Source organism: Arenibacter sp. ARW7G5Y1 (assembly GCF_003201775.1).
Taxonomy (GTDB): Bacteria; Bacteroidota; Bacteroidia; order Flavobacteriales; family Flavobacteriaceae; genus Arenibacter.
In genome coordinates this window covers 1-21177 of the sequence record NZ_QJJZ01000002.1, presented here as the reverse complement: position 1 = coordinate 21177, position 21177 = coordinate 1, and the positions used below count along the sequence as shown (strand labels likewise).

20 protein-coding genes and 1 pseudogene are annotated in these 21177 nt (G+C 37.5%); 8 read left to right on the top strand and 13 right to left on the bottom strand.

Annotated features, from left to right (window positions below; genetic code table 11):
* Positions 1-37: 37 nt before the first annotated feature.
* Positions 38-1018: a CBASS cGAMP-activated phospholipase gene (locus C7972_RS03430; RefSeq protein ID WP_110354839.1), complete on the top strand. Its 981-nt coding sequence runs from the start codon at positions 38-40 to the stop codon at positions 1016-1018.
* Between the two features lie 38 nt (positions 1019-1056).
* On the top strand, positions 1057-2064 hold the full coding sequence (locus tag C7972_RS03425; RefSeq protein WP_110354838.1) for a cyclic GMP-AMP synthase DncV-like nucleotidyltransferase: 1008 nt from the start codon (positions 1057-1059) through the stop codon (positions 2062-2064).
* Positions 2065-3019: 955 nt separating this feature from the next.
* Here the strand turns inward: C7972_RS03425 and C7972_RS03415 are convergent.
* On the bottom strand, positions 3020-3442 hold the full coding sequence (locus tag C7972_RS03415) for a helix-turn-helix domain-containing protein (protein ID WP_110354836.1): 423 nt from the start codon (positions 3440-3442) through the stop codon (positions 3020-3022).
* A gap of 243 nt (positions 3443-3685) precedes the next feature.
* Here C7972_RS03415 and C7972_RS03410 point away from each other — a divergent pair, with 243 nt between their 5' ends.
* Genes C7972_RS03410 through C7972_RS03400 form a run of 3 tightly spaced genes read left to right on the top strand, consistent with a single transcriptional unit; the run spans position 3686 to position 4733 of the window.
* A complete protein-coding gene (locus tag C7972_RS03410; protein ID WP_110354835.1) occupies positions 3686-4057 on the top strand; it encodes a hypothetical protein in 372 nt (123 codons plus the stop codon).
* Positions 4054-4398, top strand: a complete 345-nt coding sequence (locus tag C7972_RS03405; RefSeq protein WP_110354834.1) for a hypothetical protein — start codon at positions 4054-4056, stop codon at positions 4396-4398. Before C7972_RS03410 ends, C7972_RS03405 begins: the two co-directional genes overlap by 4 nt.
* Positions 4399-4415: 17 nt before the next feature.
* On the top strand, positions 4416-4733 hold the full coding sequence (locus C7972_RS03400) for a hypothetical protein (protein WP_258364762.1): 318 nt from the start codon (positions 4416-4418) through the stop codon (positions 4731-4733).
* A 137-nt stretch (positions 4734-4870) separates the two neighbouring features.
* Here C7972_RS03400 and C7972_RS03395 read toward each other — a convergent pair whose 3' ends face one another.
* The 5 genes from C7972_RS03395 to C7972_RS03375 all read right to left on the bottom strand — a co-directional run bounded on the left by C7972_RS03395 (position 4871) and on the right by C7972_RS03375 (position 12825).
* Complete coding sequence (locus tag C7972_RS03395) at positions 4871-6439, bottom strand: RagB/SusD family nutrient uptake outer membrane protein (RefSeq protein WP_110354833.1); 1569 nt, start codon at positions 6437-6439, stop codon at positions 4871-4873.
* 14 nt (positions 6440-6453) lie between these two features.
* Positions 6454-9645 carry a TonB-dependent receptor gene (locus C7972_RS03390; RefSeq protein ID WP_110354832.1) on the bottom strand — a complete coding sequence of 1064 codons (3192 nt, stop codon included), beginning with the start codon at positions 9643-9645 and terminating at the stop codon, positions 6454-6456.
* A gap of 120 nt (positions 9646-9765) precedes the next feature.
* Positions 9766-10740, bottom strand: coding sequence for a PmoA family protein (locus C7972_RS03385; protein ID WP_110354831.1), 975 nt, complete (start codon positions 10738-10740; stop codon positions 9766-9768).
* Positions 10741-10745: 5 nt separating this feature from the next.
* A complete protein-coding gene (locus C7972_RS03380; protein WP_110354830.1) occupies positions 10746-11594 on the bottom strand; it encodes a sugar phosphate isomerase/epimerase in 849 nt (282 codons plus the stop codon).
* Between the two features lie 58 nt (positions 11595-11652).
* A complete protein-coding gene (locus C7972_RS03375) occupies positions 11653-12825 on the bottom strand; it encodes a sugar MFS transporter (protein ID WP_258364775.1) in 1173 nt (390 codons plus the stop codon).
* On the opposite strand from C7972_RS03375, the gene C7972_RS24135 reads away from it, so the two are divergent.
* Complete coding sequence (locus C7972_RS24135; protein ID WP_258364778.1) at positions 12740-12943, top strand: hypothetical protein; 204 nt, start codon at positions 12740-12742, stop codon at positions 12941-12943. The two genes, C7972_RS03375 and C7972_RS24135, sit on opposite strands and share 86 nt — an antisense overlap.
* Before the next feature lie 38 nt (positions 12944-12981).
* Here C7972_RS24135 and C7972_RS03370 read toward each other — a convergent pair whose 3' ends face one another.
* Together C7972_RS03370 and C7972_RS03365 are read right to left on the bottom strand one after the other, a co-directional pair.
* On the bottom strand, positions 12982-15099 hold the full coding sequence (locus C7972_RS03370) for a plastocyanin/azurin family copper-binding protein (RefSeq protein ID WP_110354828.1): 2118 nt from the start codon (positions 15097-15099) through the stop codon (positions 12982-12984).
* A gap of 61 nt (positions 15100-15160) precedes the next feature.
* Positions 15161-15970 carry a hypothetical protein gene (locus C7972_RS03365; protein ID WP_110354827.1) on the bottom strand — a complete coding sequence of 270 codons (810 nt, stop codon included), beginning with the start codon at positions 15968-15970 and terminating at the stop codon, positions 15161-15163.
* A gap of 270 nt (positions 15971-16240) precedes the next feature.
* Between C7972_RS03365 and C7972_RS03360 the strand changes: the two genes are divergently transcribed.
* Positions 16241-17227, top strand: a complete 987-nt coding sequence (locus C7972_RS03360; protein WP_110354826.1) for a helix-turn-helix transcriptional regulator — start codon at positions 16241-16243, stop codon at positions 17225-17227.
* Positions 17228-17567: 340 nt separating this feature from the next.
* Here C7972_RS03360 and C7972_RS03355 read toward each other — a convergent pair whose 3' ends face one another.
* From C7972_RS03355 to C7972_RS03335, 5 genes are all read right to left on the bottom strand, one after another.
* Entirely contained in the window at positions 17568-18149 is a 582-nt protein-coding gene (locus tag C7972_RS03355) for a BfmA/BtgA family mobilization protein (RefSeq protein WP_146216258.1), read from the bottom strand.
* Positions 18150-18611: 462 nt separating this feature from the next.
* On the bottom strand, positions 18612-19274 hold the full coding sequence (locus C7972_RS03350; protein WP_110354824.1) for a hypothetical protein: 663 nt from the start codon (positions 19272-19274) through the stop codon (positions 18612-18614).
* A gap of 5 nt (positions 19275-19279) precedes the next feature.
* Complete coding sequence (locus C7972_RS03345) at positions 19280-19744, bottom strand: helix-turn-helix domain-containing protein (protein ID WP_110354823.1); 465 nt, start codon at positions 19742-19744, stop codon at positions 19280-19282.
* 4 nt (positions 19745-19748) lie between these two features.
* Positions 19749-20039 (bottom strand): AlpA family transcriptional regulator, encoded by a 291-nt coding sequence (locus C7972_RS03340; RefSeq protein ID WP_181422806.1) that lies wholly within the window; start codon positions 20037-20039, stop codon positions 19749-19751.
* Between the two features lie 127 nt (positions 20040-20166).
* Positions 20167-20841 (bottom strand): hypothetical protein, encoded by a 675-nt coding sequence (locus C7972_RS03335; RefSeq protein WP_110354821.1) that lies wholly within the window; start codon positions 20839-20841, stop codon positions 20167-20169.
* Positions 20842-20971: 130 nt separating this feature from the next.
* Between C7972_RS03335 and C7972_RS24050 the strand changes: the two are divergent.
* A pseudogene (locus C7972_RS24050) lies at positions 20972-21177 on the top strand (hypothetical protein); the annotation flags it as partial.

The window sequence follows — 21177 nt, the reverse complement described above, 5'->3', positions numbered from 1 at the left end:
ATATTTGCAGTATTAATCTTAAATACTGTAATGGTTTATGAAAAAATTTAAAATTTTATCTATTGATGGTGGGGGTATGAAAGGAGTCTTTCCTGCTAAATTTTTAACTAGCATAGAGGAGGAAATTGGTGAAGGTCAAATTCATAAACATTTCGATTTAATATGTGGAACTTCTACTGGAGGTATAATCGCGCTTGCCTTATCACTAGGAATACCGGCTAAAGAAATCTTGAACCTATACCAAAAAAACGCAAATACTATATTTGGAAAAAAGAGGTACAATTTATTTAAGAAACCATTTTATTGTAACAAACCTCTAGAAAAATTAATTAGAGACATTTTTAAAAAGTATCATTCAATGGATACTGATCCGAGAATTGATGATATAAAAGAGACCAAGGTTCTAATTCCTACTTATAGTTTGATAGATGGTGCTACGCAAGTATTAAAAACCCCTCACGCAACAGATTTAATTATAGATAAGCATATACCCATTTATATGGCTGCCATGGCAACGTCTGCAGCACCTACATATTTTAACGCATATTCGAACACCTTCAAAAGGATAGATTCAAATACATTAGAGTCTTTTTCAAATAAAGTTGATGGTGGGGTTTACGCCAACAACCCTAGTATGCTTGGTATAATTGAAGCAAGAACACGCTTTGAAAAAGAGCTTGCTGATATTGAATTATTATCATTGGGTACTGGTCAGTATAAATATTCAGAAACCAGAAATAAAAAACTATGGTCAGTAACATACTGGCTGTCAAAAAAGCGAATTCTTGAGCTCTTTATGCAAGGACAATCTCAATTGGCCCATAATTCTATTTCCGTTTTGAAAAAATTCAATGAAGGCTTTTTATATAAGAGAATTGATTTGGATTTTGACCAAAACTTCAACGTAGCTATGGATGAAACTTGCCCTAACAAGCTGAATAAATTAGCCGAGAAGGCCTCACGAATATTTCAATTTGAAGGTAAGGAAGTCCTGAATTCATTTTTCTCAACTAAATAACAAATTCTAATCCGGTATTAATTTAAAAAATAAAAAAAATGGCGAATTGTAATAAACTATTCTTGGATTTTGATAAGAATTTAAACATCAAAAAAAAGAAAAAAGAGGGTTTAATGAACTCAAAAGAAGTACTTAGAAATAAAATCAGAAAGTATTTTAAAGATAATCACCCAGAGTACAAACCTGAATTTTATATTCAAGGCTCCTATAAAATGGGAACGACAATATTAACTAAGGATGATGAATGTGATTTGGACGATGGGGTATATTTTAAAAGGGAAATTGGTGTTTCTGGCACTACACTGCAAACCTGGATTAAAAATGCTGTTGAAGATGCCACAATGACACCACCAGAACATCGAAGTAAATGTATAAGGGTAATTTATCAATCCGACTATCATATTGATTTTCCGGCTTATTATTTTCCAAAGGATAAGGATCATCCATTTCTAGCTGTTAAAAATAAAGACTTACAAGAGAGTGACCCTAAAGAAGTGGTGCAATGGTATTTTAATCAAAAAGATACAAATGGACAATTTCATAGAACCACCAAATCTTTGAAAGCTTGGGGAGACTTTAAAAGGAATAAAATGCCAAGTGGTTTAGCCATGTCCATTCTTGCGGCAGAAAACATTCAATTTGATGATAGAGATGATATTTCCTTAAAAGATACATTAATAAAAATTCAAGAATCCTTAACTAAGAAGTTTGAATGTATCGTACCTAGTACACCTTATGATGATCTTTTTGAAGGCTATGACGATGCAAGAAAGAATAACTTTCTTTCTAATTTAAAGGATTTTATAGAGGATGCAAAAAAGGCTTGTAATGATGAGCCTAATCAACTTAAAGCAAGTAAATTATGGAGAAAGCATATGGGGGACAAGTTTCCATTTGGTGCTGATGAAGACATCGATGCAAAAGAATCTGCATTAAGAAAGCTTTCCGAAAAAGTTTTAAGCGGTACTGCATTCACACAAAAAGATGGTTCTATTTCATCCAGCAATGGTGTAAAAAATAAACCTCACACAAATTATGGCTGGTAGAAAATTTCATAAAAATAGATTCAATAGGTCTCAATCTTTTCTCTCTTCTCGAGTAATTCTAGTAAGAGAGAAAAAGCTAATTGAAATAAATTATGGCTTTTTGAATTGTCATATTTTGAATAATAAATTAATCTGTATCGGCAAAACTAAGCCAACCCCTTACTCAGTTGAGTACGAATTTAAAATTGTCTATGACGGTATATATAGTCCAAGGGTGTTTATTAATAGCCCTGAAATTATTTATAATGATGAAATTCATATGTTTTCGAATGACATGAGTCTATGTTTATTTCATCGTGAGACAGATAACTTTTATTGGAATTTTCGAAAACATAATTTATACGATACTATAATCCCATGGGCATTGGAATGGTTTATTTATTACGAGCTATACTTAATTAGCGGTAAATGGGAGCATCCACATATAGATCATAGGCTAAATTATAATTAAGGGTTAGGGGTCTTCATTCATCAAAAATTATAAGCTAGTTGTGCTATAGATAGATTAAGTCTTCCTTAAAATGTCCCCTAGTACTTACCCTTAAACTTTACACCTGGATCCAATGCAATTTTTGTAGTGTTCCAAAAGATATTCGTTAAGGAAAACCGCAGAATCCACACTTGTTGGCTATTTTAAGCGTTCCCCATATTTACTCAGTGCAACCAACTGCGCGTGGGGAAAGATAAAGGTATGGGGCATTTTTTTCTATGCTACATGCTTTTATCAGCGGTTCCGAGGGGGTTGGAAAACTTTTGGGTTTTTCAACTCCCGCAAGAACTGGTTCAGGACTAGTTCAATATTTCCCCCTACTTATCTTTTTCTTTGGATACTCAAGCAATCCTTATTTAGAATTATGGAAATCATTTCCGAAACAAAACAAGAAAACCATAAGAGATTCGTCTAATGTGAAATCACTTATGGTTTTAAACTTATAAGTCTCTATAAGAAATAGTATTATTTTTTATCCAACAATTTTTCCAAGTAACTTATTTTTTCCTTTTCAGCAGCTAACAATCGTTCGTAGAGTTTTTTGTTTTCCTCATGTGCATCCAATAATTTGTCAAGTGGATTGAATGTACAGTTAAAGTTAGATACACTTATAGAATTTGCTCCTTTGTTAGAGCCTTCATAGTTATTCTGAATGTTGTAAATCATAGATTCCTCAGAGAAATTCTTGATTACCTCTGCGGTTACACCTAAGGCTTTGGCTACATTTTCCAGTTTGTCTTCATCAATAGTTTCACTTTGCTCCATTAAAGAAACGCTTTGTTGGCTAATGCCGAGCTCCATGGCCAAAGCTTCCTGCTTCATTCCTCGTAATTCCCTTATTCGGCCAATCTTCCTTCCAATATGGTTTGGTTTTGTTGCAGTGCTCATGTGTGAAATTTACTTTTTGTTGTCTTTTTTTGATTAATAAAGATAATGGAAAATCTCCAAATGCCATTGGTAAAATACCAAATTCAATTGGTAATATACAATCTGTTTTGGTTCGGTACATTGTAATTATAGAGTTACTTCATAAGAATTAATTAAAAATTATGACACTAGGGAATTGCTCATAATAGAATTAATCAACATTAACGGAAATAGAAACCTCGAACCTACCCTAATAAACAGCCCATGAAAAAGAAAAAATTAAATACCTTGAAGGACATTCATAAACGCTATCAAAACCTTTTGGGGCTGTTAAAACAGGATCCTGGTAATCCATTAGGAAATCATACGATATCCTTAGAGGTAAGGGACAACATTGATCTGCTATTGAACATAGCGAGCCTTCTGGAAGTATGTGTATTTGCTCTGGATGGGAACGGAATGCTTTTGTCCCCAAACAATCAAAATGTGACCAAACATGACAGCGTTTGCAGGGTGCTTGAATTGGCCCTAAATATATTGCCACATAGTCAAATGGATTTTATGGACTACCTAACCGAAAAGCTGACCAATTTATACAATACCACTACAAAATCTCCTAAAGATCACCAGCTATGAACCCGAACGAAGAAAAACTGATCAATAGCTTAAAGCATCAGGCAATGGACCACCATCCTACCTTAAAACCCCACACCTTCTTTAAAAATAAGTTTGAGGTAAGTCTTTTCTATGTAGAAAATCATGTGGATTTGATGTTGACCGTCCGAGCCATGCTCTACCTAGCTATGAAGACAATCGACCCTGAATTGTGTGATGAGATCAATGATAGATATGAAAAGGAATACATCCGTCAAATACTAACCATTGCCAATAGACTTTTACCACAAGGGGAGGAGGCGCTCTTGGATGATCTCAACCTCTATTATAGGAAAGATAAATTGAGGGAGGGTTTAACATAATCGTAAAACTTATGACCATGGGAATAAAAAAGAAACAATTAAAAATGTTGAAAGAATCAGCAAAGTATCAACTAACAACATTGCACACCTCTGATATTCACAAGAATAAATTTAAAGCTTCGTTCCTTCAGTTTGATGGCTATACAGATCTGTTCAGCACCATAGAGTCCTTGATAAACGTTTGCATTTTGGCCAGCCATGTGGAAGGGGATTTTAACGATCCCGGACTGGATATTCGGAAAACGCTGGAATTGGCAAATCAACTTTTGCCTTTTGATGAGGGAGAATTTCTTGATCAAGCATATTGCCTATTTGTTCAGAACAAATTAAAGTGATCATTACTAAGAATCCCATTTTTAATCATAATTTTTTTTGCTGTTGGTTTAAATACAAATAAAAACCGATGCCATGTAGACACCGGTTCTTAAACTAACTCAACAAATAAACTAACTACTTAAAATATTAACTCAGACTAATAACCATTTCCAGTTATTTCTGGGTTTCTGTCTTTTACCCTTGTCGCTATTGGAAGTAATAAATGTTTTTCTTGAAAAGTAGCTCCATAAGGATTTACTGAACCAACTACATTCACAAAATTCACCTCCCCTAGGTTAGTTTCTGAAGTGATAGGATATAATCTTGTTCTTTGAATGTCCGACCAAGTCTTAAAAATCAAGGGTAATTCTCTAAGTCTTTCTTTCCATACCTCTTCCACAAATTGCTCCTTTGTGAGTGCTGCCAATTCAGATTCAATTTGATTTCGATCTGTCTGCCAGTACCCACGGCTTCTCACATCGGCAAGATATCCAACCGCTTCACTAGTTACTCCTTCTGATTGTGCTATTCCTTCCGCTGCAATTAAGAGTACTTCCGAATAAAGATTGATGTTAATATTTTTGCCTCCCCTACCGGTTTCGAACAAAGCAACTTCATCATACCAGGTATAAGGAGCCCAGTTCCCATTGAAATCATAAACTTCCCCATTACGCTCTATTGAGTTGTGCCAGATCTGACGATTTTGTATCCTAATGTCTAAACTGGGGTCATACACCCTCAAATATTCATCCAATGGTCTATAAACGATCCAAACATCACCAGGAATTACATCTGGAACGGCAGCATATTTAGGCAATGTAAGTTGAAAATAATTTGTCCTTCTATACTGCTCATCGGCTTCTATGGAAAATATATATTCGTTTTCAGTCTCCGAATTACGCATTACATTATATGCGCTTTCCTCTGCAGTATTCCCATTAGGAATAAGTGAATAATTTCCACTTGTAATAATTAGCTTGGCCGCCTCAGCTGCCCTGGCATAACTTTCGGTCCCTCCTTGTAGTGGATAACCAGCCTTCTGCAGCTGTACATTAGCTAAGGTCACAGCCACGGCTCCTTCAGTAATTCGATAGCCATTCGAATGAAATGGAAGATCGGACAATCCACCATTATCAATTGCCCACTCCAGGTCTTCGATTATAAAGTCGTATACCAGATCGGACGAAGTACGGGCCACATATATATTATCCAAATTCTCCGATGGTTCAGTTACCAAGGGAACATCTCCAAAATCCCTCACCAAAGCAAAATAATTGAATGCCCTAAAGAATCGCGCCTCCGCTAAGAGAAGATTTGCTTCTTCCGCCGAAAGTCCTGGTACATCAGGAATATATTTAATAGCTGTATTGGCCTTGGCAATAGCGTCATAGGCATCCCTCCAATAATTAAAAAGATACTCATCCATATTATTGGGGTTCAACGTTAAGTTATTCGCTTCAAAAGGTCCTGGACGTTCGGTACGTTCATTCTCAAAAAAGCCAGATAAATAGCCTCCCAACATTGCATTAATTTGAAAATCACCGGAAATATATCGCTGTAAAGCTCCTATGCCATAAAGTGAATTGACAACAGACCTAACGTCATCCGGTTCATTAAAATATTGATCGACAGAAATCTGGTTTTTAGGATTTTCTTCAAGAAATTTATCACATGAACAAATTAGAAGAATCAAAAACGATGATAATAATATTGCTGTTTTTTTCATGATTATTGTCTTTTTTAGAATTTCACGGCAAGGCCCATGGTTAAGGTTCGTGCCTTTGGATAAGAATAAAAGAATATGTTTTGTCCAAAATTTGAACTATCCCACTGACCATTTGATTCAGGATCATATCCTTTAAAATCTTTGGATTGTATAACAAAAGCGTTTTCCAAACTCAGGTTCATTCTAAAGTGTTTCAATCCCAAAGCATCTAGTACGTTATTGTTGAAGTTGTACCCCAAAGAAATTAAATTGGCCCTGAGGTATGATCCGTCTGCTACCCAATGGCTATCCACAGCCAAGTCCTGACCAGAAATTACAGTATGTCTAATAATAGGAACAGATGTATCTTGATTGTTAGGCGTCCAGCTATCATAAAGCTGTGTTTTAAAGCCATTTGTCAATGCCTGTCGATCTTCAGCCGTTGTAACAAATTGTTGCAATATGTCCGCTCCATACGAAAACTGCATATCCACGATAGCATCAAAACGTCCAAAAGAAAACTTGTTAATTAAGCTACCCCTATAATCAGGTAATCCTTTGCCAATAATCTGTTGATTATCACTTCTCTTGATTTGACCAGGCAATTTACCTAAAGCCGCTGCTTCATCGGCCTCATCAGTTCCATAAGTTCCCAATCTCACTTGGCCCCAAAATGAGCTAACCGGCTCTCCTACCCTCAAAACGGTCTGACTTCCACCAACCCAAAACGGACCAGGAAAAATATCTTCATCATTCTCTCCTAAGGCTTCAACCTTGTTTTTATTATAATTAACAGAAAAGGAAGTATTCCATGAAAAGTTCGGAGTTTCCAAATTTCTTGTGGTAATCAATAAATCAACCCCTCTATTGGAAACTTCTCCTATATTATCCGTAATTGAGGTGAAACCAGTAGTTGAAGGTATAGGTCTATCTAATAATAAATCTGTGGTCAATTTATAGTAGTAATCGGCCTCAACAGATAATACATCATTAAATGCCCTTAAATTAAGACCTAAATTAACCTGGCTACTCCTTTCCCACTTAAGGTCAGGGTTTGCCAACCGAGTAACTTCACTGGTAGACCTTAATTCTCCACCTATTAAATTGGTACCTGAACTTATGGTAGCTAATGAATTGTATGATCCTATTTCAGTATTTCCGGTAACACCATAAGAGGCTCTAAGTCGCAACATATTAATTGCCTTAACCTCAGACATAAAGTCCTCTTCGGAAACAAACCAAGACACACCACCAGAAGGAAAAAATGCATACTTATTATTGTCACCAAATCTGGAAGAACCGTCCATCCGACCAGTAATAGTCGCTGTGTATTTCCCATTATGTGTATAATTACCCCTAAAAAAATAGGAATTCATAGACCAATCCGTATAGTCAGATTGTGCCGGATTCGTAATTTCAGCAACACCTAAATTGTTGTACTTAAAAAAATTATTTTTAAATCCAGTCACTGAGGAACTATTTTGATCTTGTGTAAATTCCTGCCAACTGGCACCTAACATAGCTTTAAAATTACCTGATTCGAATTCTTTGTCATAGGTCAAAAAGTTTTCGTTCTGCCAAAATGTAGAATTCAGATTGGTTATAGATGCCCTACCATCCGGAAAGCCCATAGTTAGAATATTGGTTGGACCATAATACCTATTTTTTAAACCCCTATTGACCAGTCCGAATTGGGACCTGAACGATAGTTCAGGAGAAAGTTTTAAGTCGACAAAAATATTCCCATTGATATTAGTTCTATTATTCAGGTTTTCTACCTCATTAAGAACTGAAACAGGGTTGGGCGCACCTTCCAATATTAGGCTGGTACCTTGAGTCTGGGTCGAGTTCGAATAAGTGCCATCTGGCCATCTAATAGGGAAAATAGAAGGGAATTCATGTATGGCTCGGGATATGGCTGCGACACCACTACCCTCAACCTCCGGAACATTCTCCCATACATGGTTTAAACGAAGTATAAGCCCTGTTGATAGCCAATCGTTCAGATCAACATCATATGATAATTTCATATCAGCTCTTTTCAAATATGAGTTTAGAATGATCCCATTCTGATCAGTATAGTTTAGAAAAAGACCAGTTGAGGAATTCTCACTACCGGAACGAATACTGATATGATGGTCCTGGGAAAAGGCCGTTCTTGTCACCTCTTTTTCCCAATTGGTATCGTATAAAGGGTTACCGTTACTATCAAAGAGAAGTTCATTATTCAGAACCAAGGTAGGCTCTTCACCAGGTGCATAGTCCCTGAAATAAGGAGCATTCTCAACGGCAATTCTTTGAACATCCATAAATTCTGATGAATTCATAGCTCTATATTTGGAGTTTCTTTTTTTGGCCAACCTTCCAACACTTAAGTTGGATTTATACTCCACTATTAGGCCTTTACCTTCCAATCCTCCTTGCGTTGTAATCAATACTACTCCGTTTGCACCCCTTGCTCCGTAAATGGCTGCAGAAGAAGCGTCTTTTAAAACTTCCATACTTACAATATCGCTTGGGTTTAAATAGTCAATATTGTCGGTTTGCACCCCATCCACCACGTATAATGGCTGTGTGGAAGCATTGATGGTCCCTTGCCCCCTAATCAAAACTTTATTGTTTCCTCCAGGAGCACCGGAATTTGAAAAAACAGTTACACCAGCAATTTTACCTCTAAGGTTTTGAAGTGGATTAACACTAGGCTGCTGAGCTATATCTTCACTTGTAATCATACCCACAGAGCCGGTAATCTCACTTTTTTTCGAGGTCCCATAACCCACAACTACCACCTCATCCAATGAAGATGCCTCTGGCATTAGCTGAATGTTTAACTCTGTAGCGTTATCGACAGTTATTTCTTTGGTGCCATATCCGATATATGACACCACCAAAATGGTTGCATCCCCCTCATAGCTTAAGGTGAATTTCCCATCAAAATCCGTCTGTACTCCTTGTATTGTACCCTTTACTACAACTGATGCTCCAGCTAAGGGGTTTCCACTTTCGTCAATTACCGTACCTGTAATTATATTCTGCGTTTTAGTATTTCCAAATAAATCATCATGAATTGTAATTCCTTTGGACAATTTATTTTCCATAATCCCTTCTTCTATCTTGGGATGTGCTAGGCCATTGCATAAACTGAAAACTGCCAAAACAAAAGTCAGTTTAAAGTTTAAATTAAATTTGGTCACATCAAAGACATGACATTTTTGAAGTTTTTCCATAAGTTCATATTGTTTAAAAGGTTATCAAGTGATTATTTATTCTTCAAATTACTATAAAGCTGCCTAGGGTTTTTCCAAGTTTATTTGGAAATTCACCTTTACTTGGATCCCGTATGGGACTTAAAATTTTTCAAATTGACTTAATTGTTCATTTGATTTTTTTCCATCATGTACCAAAACCAAATAGTTAAGTAATAATGACTCCCCTTTTTTAAGATCCATCGGTCCATCGAACAATAAAGAAGGTGTAAAAAATGCATGCTCTCCCTTTGCAAACCAAACATAATAGGGAGATGGAAATCGAGGGTTGTCGGGTGAATCAAATATGGTCAATCCTACATACTCTTGCGAACCCATTACTTTTGCTGTCATGTCCATCCAGCGTTCTTTTTCTCCGTATCCCGTAATATTATCGCTATTGACCCATCCTGAGGATGTGGTAAACTGGTGATTTACCAAAGAATCAGAGGCTCTAAACGATAGACCGGCATACCCGCCCCATTCAACACCACCGTGCTTTGCAGGTTTCTCAAGGTAAAGACGTAGATCCTCTAAGATTTCAAAACTTTGATGGAATTGGATAGTATACTCCTCCCTATCCTGGGGAGAACTAATCTCAATAACCCGTTTTTCAGTTATTTGCGGAACCCCTTTTTCCTCATATGAAATATTTAAAATAATCTTGGCCGAGAAGTTTTTAAGTTTTTCAATACTGACAGCCTTGATTATACTTCTGCCTTCAGCCACACCTATCTCTGGATCTTCCTCCCAATAGTTAACACCGTTAATATCCTTCCAGGAAAACCATAGCCCCCTATGCCAAGGATGGTCCTTTGGCCTTTCCAATGTTAGGTTATATCCCTTTGGAGTTCGTAAGGGATGAAAATAAGGCTTGTCCTGCTCTGAATCGAAATTTAACTTCCATAAGACCCTATTTTCACCATTTAGTAAAGTGAGGGACTTGTCTGTTTGTTCCCATTGCCAAGTAGGCTGGTTATTCTTTTTGGAACCAGAACCAGAGCCCGCCGTACCAAAACCACACGAACTCACAACCATTAAAATGCCAAACAGAAGAACGCAGTTATAATGTTTCATAAGTATTAATCTTTAATAAGTCTATTTCCTAGAACCTTCTCCAAGAACTTTATACTTCTTTTAGCCTCATCGATCTTTCCACATTCCACACTCAGAAATATTTCCCTGTCAATTGGTTCTAGAATTTCAAATACCTTATCCCAATTCACCATGCCTTCCCCACATGCACACCCAACAGGTGTACCTGTAACACTACCTCTTTCCATCTCACTTTGTTCCATACTTATATCTTTAGCATGGATATGGTAAACGCTGTCCCGTACATGCATGAGCCCATCATAGGGGTCTTCAACACCTGCCAAATAAGAGTTTCCAGTGTCCCAATTTACCTGAATCCATGGTGATTTCACCAAATTGACAATCTGCATTAACCCCTCCGCAGTTTTGGTATAAATACCGTGAGGTTCAATACATAAATAGACTTTATGCCTTCTTGCAACCATTTCTGCTTTTGTCAACGTGTAATTCATAGCCTCAAACGCTAACTTGTCATCCATCCAATCATCCTTTATCATTTCATCACTATTGACGAACCTGGCTCCGCATGCATCGGCCAAAATAATGGATCGTGTAAGTCTTGATACTGCTGCCTCCGGTTTCATTAATGGACTATGACCACTTATACTACTTACTTTGACACCATGGGAATCACATATCTCTTTCATAAGCAATGTATCTTCTTCCATGGAAAAGGAATGAAAATAATCAACCTCACTCAAAAGGCCCCATCCGGTATGGACCATTGGCTCAATATACTTATATCCTAATTCGGCGGCTATTTTAACCCCTTCCCTAAAACTTTTATCAGCACTTCGGCAGTACTCCATATTTAAACTAATTCTAAATTTTGCCATTATTTATATTGATTATTAATTAATTATTCTTGTTGATATCAGAATCCCAAATACTGGTTCAGATTTGTTTTGGAGCCATTGTCCGACGTTTCTTCCTTACGAAAAACAATATGCCAAAAGCTAAAATTAGAATTGCAGGAAGTATTGATGCATACATTAAGGTATCCGACCCTGCAATTACTTTTGCTTCATTTAAAATATTATGATTGTAGCTCCCAACTTCCGCTTTTAACATTTCTTGATAATTTGCCCCTTGTGGTATAGCATTAGATAATTGTGATTCATATACTCTTCCAAATATTGGCATGATCAAAGCTGTGGAAAGTAATCCGACCGACCCCATAATAGATAAACCCAGTGGTCCTGATTTAGGAATATTCTCAGAGACAAAACCGATCATTGTAGGCCAGAAAAAACATATCCCAACTGCAAATACACCTGCCGCGAGGAAAGAAACGTATCCTTGGGCAAGACCAAGCCACTGAAGTCCGATAAAGGAAAAAACAGCTGAGAAAAACAACAAACCAGTACTTGACGTTCTCTTTAAAATTGCCCCTGCATTGTACCTGCCAATTGCCATAATGCCATTAATGAATACCAATAGTAAAATTGAAGGAACACCAACGGCGGACAATAGCTCCGCGATCCATTGATTTGTTCCCAATTCGGTTGCTCCTGTAAGCAACATACAAAACACCATAAAAATAAATAATGGCCCAAAGCATGCCCGGATCATCTCCGAAGTGCTAACGCCCATAGTTACTCTCTCGGATTTTGGAAACTTTTGACCTAAGAACATAAAACCATACACAAGTGTAGGTGGAATCATTACAGCCATTTGTATTTTCCAACCCAAATCCAAAAGCGTACATCCATAAGCAATTACACCCCCTATAACTATCCCCATCGGAAACCAAATATGCCAATCGTTTATCTTTTTCGCTTTTTCATTGGTATACATACTACTTACCATTGTATAACTCGCAGATTCAATAAAACCATTCGCTAATCCCACCAACAATGTGGATAGAAATAAGGACCAATAACCAACAGATAGGATGGTAAGTATCAGCCCGAGTATGTGACCTAAAAATGCTATCCAATACATCAAACGAATTCCTACTACATCACAAATGGCACCTCCTATGAGCATGGACACAGTAAAACCCCAAAATGCGGCAGAAGCAATCTCCCCTATTTCGCTAAGTGACAGTCCAAACTCCTCACCCAATGGCCCCAACAGATTGGCCCTAATGGCAAATGTCATTGCCGTTACAACCAAAGCGACACTGGCTGCTGTAAACAATCTTGATTTATTTAGTACATATGTATCCATTCCCAATATCTAAAAAGCTTGGATTAGTATTACTTATTGTTGATTTGTAAATTATTTGTAGACTTTCATAACCCCCCTCATACTCATATAATGACCGGGATAAGTACAAACATATTCATAGTCACCTTCTGCTGCCGGAGCAACGAAATAGATTACCTCAGTAGCACCTGGTTGAACAATTTTTGTATGAAACAAAACCTCTTTTAAATCAGGCACCCAATTCTTTGCTGTACCGTCAATACCTAGGCTCAATGCCGTTTTTCCAACTTTATCTGCCGATTTCGGAAGTGTACCGACCAAATTATGTTGCATGTCATCCGTATTTACCAATTCCAATTTTACCTTGGCATTCGGTTTAATATTAAAACTCTCCAAATCATACTTTAAGCCAGGCTTCACTCCTATAGTTATAGTCATATCAGGACCATTAACCCAATCGGCTGGAACAGAATTTTGATTCTTTTTTAACGAGGATGTTTTTGTCGATATCCTTTGATTATTGGCTTGTTTGACAACCTGTTTTTTGGGTGTTTTTTTTACAGTTTTTTCTTCAATCTCCTTATCATGGAATTGTGTGACCGAATCATCAAGAGTTAATGGATTTCCAATCGGAACGTTGTTTAAACTATAAAAGCCAAAATCATGTAATAATGGACTCCCTTGGGTGGATTTAATTCCGCTACATTTTATCTCATAAATGAACCCTTTTCTAAGTTCATCCAAAACAATTCTTATACTCTTACCGCCATTGGAAATTTTAACCGCCTTTATCTTTCCTTCTTTTTTTTCATAAAGATCACTACCATATTTTTGCTGGTAAGCATAATCGAAACTTGTAATTTGATAGTTATTGGGATCAATAGCGGTTTTTTCATTAATTGGCATGGTAAACTCCAATTCAAAACCATCAGATTGAGCCTTTATTGTTTTGATTTCAAATGGTATTTCTCCTGTCCAAACCAATCTTTGAAGTCCATATCTTTTTGGTCCAGATGAATGCCAACCTCTGTCCGACATCCCTACATAAATAGAATTATCCGAGGCCCAGTTCATTCTTAAAATTCCTGATTCAAATCCTTTCTTGAAAGGGAATACTGCACCTTGGTATGCTCCATTAACCTTCTCAAGAAATACACGCATTATATTGGCCTGACCTTCATCCCCGACAAAGAGCTGATCGGTAAAGGGCCCAAACTTTCCATTCGTAGTATCAGGTACAAAACCAGTTAGTGACGTTCCTAAAATTCCATGTGGAAATCTAACCGATGGCATTTTGAAGCCGGGTAGTCTATCCACCATTTCATGAAGTAATGGTTTATCACGTGGTACTTGGGAAGTATCAATTTTTACAGGGGAACCAGGAAGATTGGCCGATTTTAAGCTAGATGGATGACCGAAAAAATCACCCTTTTCAACGTGGGAAAGATAGCCCGTGCCAACCCATCCTCCTTGATTTTCTGTATAAAATACGTCGCCAATAGAGTTCACTCCAATTCCAGCTGGCGATCTAAGTCCCGCAGCGTAAGGATTCAATTTACCCTCTGGGGTAACCTGAACCATCCAACCGCGCCAAGCTGCATGACTTCCCATTTCACCATAAAATGGCTCGCTACTGGCACCCATGCCATTATCTCCCAAATTAAAATTTATATAGAAGTTGCCATCAGGGGGCAGAATTGGGCCATGGTTATACTCACAATAATTTCCGGACAATGGCCAAGTTGTAATAGTTTCAAATTTATCCGCGATATCATCGCCATTTGTGTCGGTTATCTTCGTAAGCTCCGCTCTCTGAGCCACAAAGAATGCTTTATCTCTATATGCCAGACCTAAAGGGGTATGCAACCCACTAGCGAACAATTTAAAAATAGGTTTAGAATTATTTTCCATGGTTGCATTCTCAATTATCCAGAGCTCGCCCATTCTGGTAGAAACTGCTAACCTTTGATCTGGTAATTCTGCCATTCCACTAACTTCGAGTTTAATACTATCGGGGATTGCTACTGTAGCAATTCTATAATATTTGTCCTCCTCGTCACCCAAATCATGATGCATATGATTATGGTCCTGACCATAAACAATTAGCGCAAAACATAAATAAACTCCAACACTTAAAATGGCATGTATGTTTTGTTTAAATCTAAACTCGAAAAAGTTCATATTCTTCATTTCAATTTTCTTTACGTATATTTCTATATTGACAACTTTTACAGCTAATGTTATTCCACAATCACCATGTTATGTAGTATTCCAAAACATCACTATTCTTTATACTTGACAGCGGAATAACCAAATCTTGCCCATGGGAAGTATTTTGAATTTCAGGCTCAGATTTAAGTTTTGATGAAATTGTTATGATATAGCTCTTATCATTTATACTATAGACATTCTTCTTAATTTTTCTAATTGAAGCCCCCTGAGCGAGCCTATATTTTATATTTTCACCATTCGAGGAATTCAATGAAAATCGAATGTCTCTATGCAATTTTTGTGTATCTTCCACGGTGGACCAAATTCTGTCCTCGACTTCAATTCCGTCATTGGCATATTTAAATGTTGGACTCCCTTTCACATCCAAAGTATATCCCTTATATTCTAATGACTGATTTGCATTTTTGTGTTTACTTCCATTTTCAAATAATATGGAAGAATTGGATTTGATTGTCAAAATCTTATTCCCCAATGGTTCCGCAAGCTGCTCCTGACCTCTCCCTGTCCACATAGTGGTAGCTTCCAAGAAATCACCCTTCCAAATCTTGACAATTGCCCCAGTTGAAAGGTCTAAAGCATAATGGACCTTATTTGGTTCACCAACAGCCACACAGAACGTTTTCTTAACACCATCCAACTCCAAAAAGCACCTTTGAACAATAGCCCGATTTTGTGGCACCAAGATTATCTCATCTTTGTCATCCTGTGCCCTAAGAGTGCCAAAAGTTAAACTGACAAAGCACATTATTAGGATCGGAATCTTCTCAGTTAGCACAAAAAGCCTATATCTTTTATTGAAATCAAATTTCTTTAAACTACCCGTATTCATTATTTTTTATCTATTTATTTAATAATATGAATATGATAATAATCACTACTCAATTACAAGAATACAATAATTTTTTACTCCCCTTGTTAAATATTAAACAATGAATAATTTTAAACAAAAAAAAATACGATTAGCTTAATTTTACTATATTCACGAAATTAAAACAAACTAACTTATTGATTTTATGTGCTTTAACATTTATATAAATCATGGTACTTTAAGATGTTAATTTATATGCATTCAAATATTTCAATGTAGAATTTTAAACATATGGACTTTAAAAACTATAAAGCAGACACATGTACTCCTTTAAAGAAAGCGTGGCAAAAAGGTGAACTTGAACTATCGTCCCTAGTTCGTTTGGATTATCCAGGTAGGCCGCTACCAACTAAAATGTTGAAAGGTATTAACAGTGTTGGCTACTGGGATGCACATATGCCACAGAATTGGGGTCTTGATTGGCACAGAAATGAAGGTATAGAAATTACATATTTAGAGACTGGAACTATGTCCATTTCAACTGAAAATGTTGAAAATGCACAACTTATGGCAAACCATTTTACAATAATGAGGCCATGGCAACTTCATAAATTAGGAAACCCAAATATTGGTGTAGGCCGACTTTATTGGCTAATTCTTGATGTTAACGTTCGTAACCCACACCAGGCATGGAAATGGCCGAATTGGATTGTTATTTCTCGTGAAGACCTTAAAGAACTTACAAAAATCTTAAGACAAAATGAAAAAGTCATTTGGCAATCGGATTCTAAAATAAGATCATGTTTCAATGAAATTGGAAAAGTTGTAAGCAGCAACGATTTGGAACATATAGAATCTGAGCTTGTGATACTTATTAACAGTCTATTGTTGAGTATTCTAAACGTTTTTAGAAAGGGTAATGTGTCGTTAGACAAAACTTTAATGGAAAGCAGACGCACTGTGGAATTATTTTTGACTGAACTACCATTCCATATTGAGAAAGCATGGACATTAGAGTCTATGGCAAATCAGTGCAATCTTGGCACAACAAGATTTGTTCATTTTTGTAAAAAAATTACAAACATGACTCCAGTTGAATATCTAAATTACTTAAGGCTAGAAAAAGCGTCAAAACTTCTTAATGAAGACCACCAACTAAGTATTCAAGAAGTCGCTTATGACTGCGGATTCACATCAAGTCAATATTTCGCCACACAATTTAAAAAGCAATATGGGTGTACTCCAAAGCAATTTAATAAACAATATAGCTTGCCCTAAATCACTAGGCCAACTTAGACTTTTTTAATACCCAAATCCCTTTACAAGAACATTTATAGCCTTTTTGGTTTTGGTGATATATTTAATTGTTTGCTACATATACGCTGGATTAATTCACATAGTAGATGTAAACTGGCATACATAAGAATTTACAGTGAGTATTAGAATTGTCCATTAAGAATGAAGTTGAACAGATAATTGTAAAATAATAGTACAAAATTATTAACCCCAAATCTAACCATAACTAACCTGCGCATGGACCCTGATTCGATTTTATAGTGTTCGGGAAGATAAGCGTTACATAAAATCGAATTAGGGCGCACCTACACTTGTCTGTGGCTCAATAGATATACCTGCCCAAATATTCTCTTTTTAACCTTTCCAATTCATTGGCCTCCATTTCAACTCTAAAATAGTGCTTGCCAAAGGTTGGTTCCACAAATGCAATTTTACGCAATACTTCCCTGAACTTTTTTCTATCCTCATCCCTCCCCCTAACAGCCTCATTGTATTTGGCAATGGGAACAACTTCCTCCTCCATCCGCCATTCCGCCTTGGTCATCTTAATGGTGTTCCGGTCCAAAAGCAAAGGCTGTTGTTTTTCCTTCTTCTTGGGCGCTACCCCGTCGAAAAGACTTTTAAGCATATCGTGTGTAGGCTTAAGGTATTTTCGTTCCAGATCCCTTAAAAGTTGTTCAATATAATCGAACCTGCCATCGAGATAAACCTGATACTTGATAAAGCTAATAATCACCTGGCTCTTAGGGGTAATATTGGCCTTCTCAAAAAAATCGATCATCGTATCAATGGTATCCGAATGAGACTTTGCAACGGTCTTGGAATATTCCCTAAAACGTTCCGCTGTTATTCTATTGATACTAATAGCCGAAAAAGTATTTTGTCTCTTGACATTTCTTTCCATTACAGTAAATTTTATCAGCATTCATTGTGGTTTGCCAGGCATATGACGCAAATTTGCGATACCAATTATTTTTACCAACTAGCGAAATATTTTTATCGCATTGATTATCAGTATTTTACAAGTGCTGTTTTATGTTTAAAAAATTTGGCTACAGTAATTTTTGTCAATGAATCCAATGGATTACAGGTATTTTTAGTCAATTTGCCACAGTGAAATCCATTTACGCTAATTTTAAATAATTGATATTCAATAATTTAGCAACAGTAACACCGCCTTGGCGTGTTACCCTCTTGCTATTCAAACCTTATACGCTATGCTACCGGTTTTCGAATACCCCAAAATGAAGGCACCAAAGAAAAATTATGTAGGATCATATGCTTCGTTTTTGTCTCTATTCTTATGGCCTATAATCCCCTTTTAAACTTTAACAACGAACTTTAAGTCTATTTTTCTTTTCACCAGCTACTTTCTCCGACTGGGGCCGTCCAACTTTAACTGGTTGAACATCCTTACGAACCTGTCCGATATCTGCCTCCCGTACCGGTCCTCTAGTTGGGAAGAGTTCAGGTTGGTGGTGATATGGGTCTTTGTCCCCAGGTCCTCAAAATTGCGGTAACGGTTGAGCAAGATCCTGACGAATATATCCTCCTTTCCGTATTGGTATACATTGTTCGCCACCGTTTCCGATCCCAGGTCATCGAACAGGAAGGTTCCCTTGGAATAGTAGTCTATGACATCGTCCTTGTTCTTCTCGGCATTGTACTTGTCCACTACTTCCTGGGCACTGATGGATGGGAACCAAAGTGGCCGAAGGCCATATTGTCTCGACATGTTCTGGATGATCTTAAAACTCGATGTCTTTCCGGTGCCGTAGGAACCGAAGACCATCAATCCCTTCCTCAGGGAGATATTTTCCAAAAGTTCGAATGCAGGGTCCCGGTTCCAGTACCTGCAGAAATGCCCGAGGAAATTTTTGTTGGTCCCGTCCACTTCAAAATCGAGATCCATGCGGGCATAAAATTCCTGTGCCGCCCTATAAAAAACTTTTTTAAAAAGCTCTGGGGCGCATAACGGTCTTGGTTGCGTTTCCTTTCTCCGAAATTGTTCCGACCATCCCTTTTCCATAGCGATTATTCCAATATTGGACTTCTATTTTTATTTCCTTCTTTTAAAAAGGTAAATTCTTTTTTTCCTTGTTTTGTTACTTGTTTAGTATACTCGACATTTTTGTCCATGCTGCTTGGACATTTTTGTCTAGGCAGCCCGGACACTCTTGTCGGGGCAGGGTCGCCCATTTTAAACCCAAAACGGAGCAGACTTCTCAGGTATCGCTTCCTTCCGTTGAAGGAGGTCTCCTCTATCCAGCCCAGGGATTTCAGTTCGGAAATGTACCTGCTGACCTGTCGTTCGGAAATATGCAGGAAGGAGGCGATGTACCTGTTGGACATATAGCATTCCCTCCCATTTTCTGTAAAGCTGTGTATCTCCAAGAAAAGGATCTTGGCATACCAGTTCACCTCCTTGTTCAGGTAGATCGATCTGGGTATCCAGATGCCCTGAAAATTCCTTTCCGTGGGTTCCATGTCAATGGACATCCGTTTACCTCCTATTCTTTATTAGAGACTCATTGAACCTATGTTCCAAGGTCTCATCGGAAAGATCGGGCTCCCCCAGGAGCCAGGCGTCAATGGTATCCTTGTCGAAGAATTTCTGGCGTATATGGGGATTGTTCCCCATGGGGATGAGCCGCTGTTGGGTAAGTTTATATATCTTGCTCTTTGAAAGACCGGTGTAACGTGCCAGGTCATCCACATTGAGCGTTTTTTTGTTGTGGGCCAATAGCCCCTTGATCTCTGTAAGTAGTGTTACCACATCCTGTTGATTTTCCATTATCGTATTTTTAGGATTTTGAAGAATGTGCAACCGGCCGATCGCTCTTTTGTACGGGACAAACATATGGCAACAGATATGCACATGTCAATACGATAATCGGGGTTTGGGAAGGATTATGCTATAATTATGCTTTGCCCAGCATCTGTTTTACCAATTTCCGTTGGTTCTTGGAATTTGTCTTTTCCTGATCGGCCTTCCAAGAGGAGAAACTGGACTTTAGGGTATTGGGGTTGATCGGTTCACCGTTCATAAGAAAGGAGTTTTGCAGAAATTGGAAGAATTCCAGTTTCCGTTCCCCGGTAATCTCGGTAATTCCCCCGACAATGATCTCATCGAACAGGACAAAAAGTAAACGGTGGTTTGCAGATTCCCCACTTTTGTTGCCCATGGTAAAATTGATCTTGGTAAGGACATTCCTGCCCAAGAGTATGCGTTCGAGTTCCTTCCGCCCATCGGGGTCCAGATCCAAAAGATGGAACTTCATCCTTGACCTTTTCAACCGCTCCATTGTAAAACCATGTCCGTCCTTGGCCATATGGGATTCGGACTCATAAAAAACGGCCACCCAAAGTATGGCCAGAACCAAGGCCAATAACAACCCAAGATATATCGCATAATGGTCGATAAGCGACCTAAAATTGATAACGGCCGAAACAAGAAGTATGAACAGGATATATACGCAAACAAGGAAAAAAATAAGGTTTCCCCTATTGCCGCCGATCCGTTCGTTCAGAAAATCATTGGTGGCGGTCCGTACCCTGGCAAGTGCCCTACCGGCGTTTTGGATGAATTTTTCCATTGGGATACAATCTTCATACCAATAAATATAAGCAAAAGTGAAGAAATGGAACGGAAAAGAAATGTTGGATCAATCTCAAAAGTTGGGTCTAAAGAGAAAAATAATTTTCTTTGTGCTTTAAAATACATTGATGAATAAAGGCACTGAGTTATCCTTGTTAAGTTTAATATTACCAGAAGGAATATTAGATTATTTTGATATTGTTGGATTTGATAAGAAGCCTATAAAGCATGTTTTATACGAGAACCGTCTAACGATATATTTGGAGGAGAAAAAACAAATACCATCCAAGTACAAGGATTGCAAGTATAAAGCCAGTGGCTTCATGGAGCCCCG

Excerpts from the sequence above, each read along its gene's own strand:
- C7972_RS03430 (WP_110354839.1), top strand. The coding sequence starts at position 38 with ATGAAAAAATTTAAAATTTTATCTATTGATGGTGGGGGTATGAAAGGA.
- C7972_RS03425 (WP_110354838.1), top strand. The coding sequence starts at position 1,057 with ATGGCGAATTGTAATAAACTATTCTTGGATTTTGATAAGAATTTAAAC.
- C7972_RS03415 (WP_110354836.1), bottom strand. The coding sequence starts at position 3,442 with ATGAGCACTGCAACAAAACCAAACCATATTGGAAGGAAGATTGGCCGA.
- C7972_RS03410 (WP_110354835.1), top strand. The coding sequence starts at position 3,686 with ATGAAAAAGAAAAAATTAAATACCTTGAAGGACATTCATAAACGCTAT.
- C7972_RS03405 (WP_110354834.1), top strand. The coding sequence starts at position 4,054 with ATGAACCCGAACGAAGAAAAACTGATCAATAGCTTAAAGCATCAGGCA.
- C7972_RS03400 (WP_258364762.1), top strand. The coding sequence starts at position 4,416 with ATGGGAATAAAAAAGAAACAATTAAAAATGTTGAAAGAATCAGCAAAG.
- C7972_RS03395 (WP_110354833.1), bottom strand. The coding sequence starts at position 6,439 with ATGAAAAAAACAGCAATATTATTATCATCGTTTTTGATTCTTCTAATT.
- C7972_RS03390 (WP_110354832.1), bottom strand. The coding sequence starts at position 9,645 with ATGGAAAAACTTCAAAAATGTCATGTCTTTGATGTGACCAAATTTAAT.
- C7972_RS03385 (WP_110354831.1), bottom strand. The coding sequence starts at position 10,740 with ATGAAACATTATAACTGCGTTCTTCTGTTTGGCATTTTAATGGTTGTG.
- C7972_RS03380 (WP_110354830.1), bottom strand. The coding sequence starts at position 11,594 with ATGGCAAAATTTAGAATTAGTTTAAATATGGAGTACTGCCGAAGTGCT.
- C7972_RS24135 (WP_258364778.1), top strand. The coding sequence starts at position 12,740 with ATGAGCATGGACACAGTAAAACCCCAAAATGCGGCAGAAGCAATCTCC.
- C7972_RS03370 (WP_110354828.1), bottom strand. The coding sequence starts at position 15,099 with ATGAAGAATATGAACTTTTTCGAGTTTAGATTTAAACAAAACATACAT.
- C7972_RS03365 (WP_110354827.1), bottom strand. The coding sequence starts at position 15,970 with ATGAATACGGGTAGTTTAAAGAAATTTGATTTCAATAAAAGATATAGG.
- C7972_RS03360 (WP_110354826.1), top strand. The coding sequence starts at position 16,241 with ATGGACTTTAAAAACTATAAAGCAGACACATGTACTCCTTTAAAGAAA.
- C7972_RS03355 (WP_146216258.1), bottom strand. The coding sequence starts at position 18,149 with ATGGAAAGAAATGTCAAGAGACAAAATACTTTTTCGGCTATTAGTATC.
- C7972_RS03350 (WP_110354824.1), bottom strand. The coding sequence starts at position 19,274 with ATGGAAAAGGGATGGTCGGAACAATTTCGGAGAAAGGAAACGCAACCA.
- C7972_RS03345 (WP_110354823.1), bottom strand. The coding sequence starts at position 19,744 with ATGTCCATTGACATGGAACCCACGGAAAGGAATTTTCAGGGCATCTGG.
- C7972_RS03340 (WP_181422806.1), bottom strand. The coding sequence starts at position 20,039 with ATGGAAAATCAACAGGATGTGGTAACACTACTTACAGAGATCAAGGGG.
- C7972_RS03335 (WP_110354821.1), bottom strand. The coding sequence starts at position 20,841 with ATGGAAAAATTCATCCAAAACGCCGGTAGGGCACTTGCCAGGGTACGG.